We start from the raw sequence: 270 nt of genomic DNA, 5'->3' as shown, positions 1-270 counted from the left end.
GCCGCAGAACTTTGATCACGAAAGCCATGGAGAAGTCCCCTTATATCTAGCGCTTGCTAAATCCTACAATCTGGCAAGTGCCCGCTTAGGTTTAGAGCTAGGAATTGACACAGTGCATGACATGCTCAGGCGTTTAGGTGTCAAAAGAGAGCTCACGCCCTACCCTTCTCTATTCCTAGGATCTCAATCATTGTCACCGCTTGAAGTGACGCAGCTCTACCAAACTATCGCCAGTAATGGCTTCAACATGCCCTTAAGAGGAATTCGCGA

Annotated in this window: 1 pseudogene; it reads left to right on the top strand. The window is 48.1% G+C overall.

Features of this window, described 5'->3' with window-relative positions:
* A pseudogene (locus A3763_RS29525) lies at positions 1–270 on the top strand (penicillin-binding protein 1B); the annotation flags it as partial.

The sequence above is a fragment of the Oleiphilus sp. HI0128 genome, from assembly GCF_001635365.1.
The sequence above is the reverse complement of the archived record's forward strand: the minus strand, read 5'-3'. Positions and strand labels throughout refer to the sequence as shown.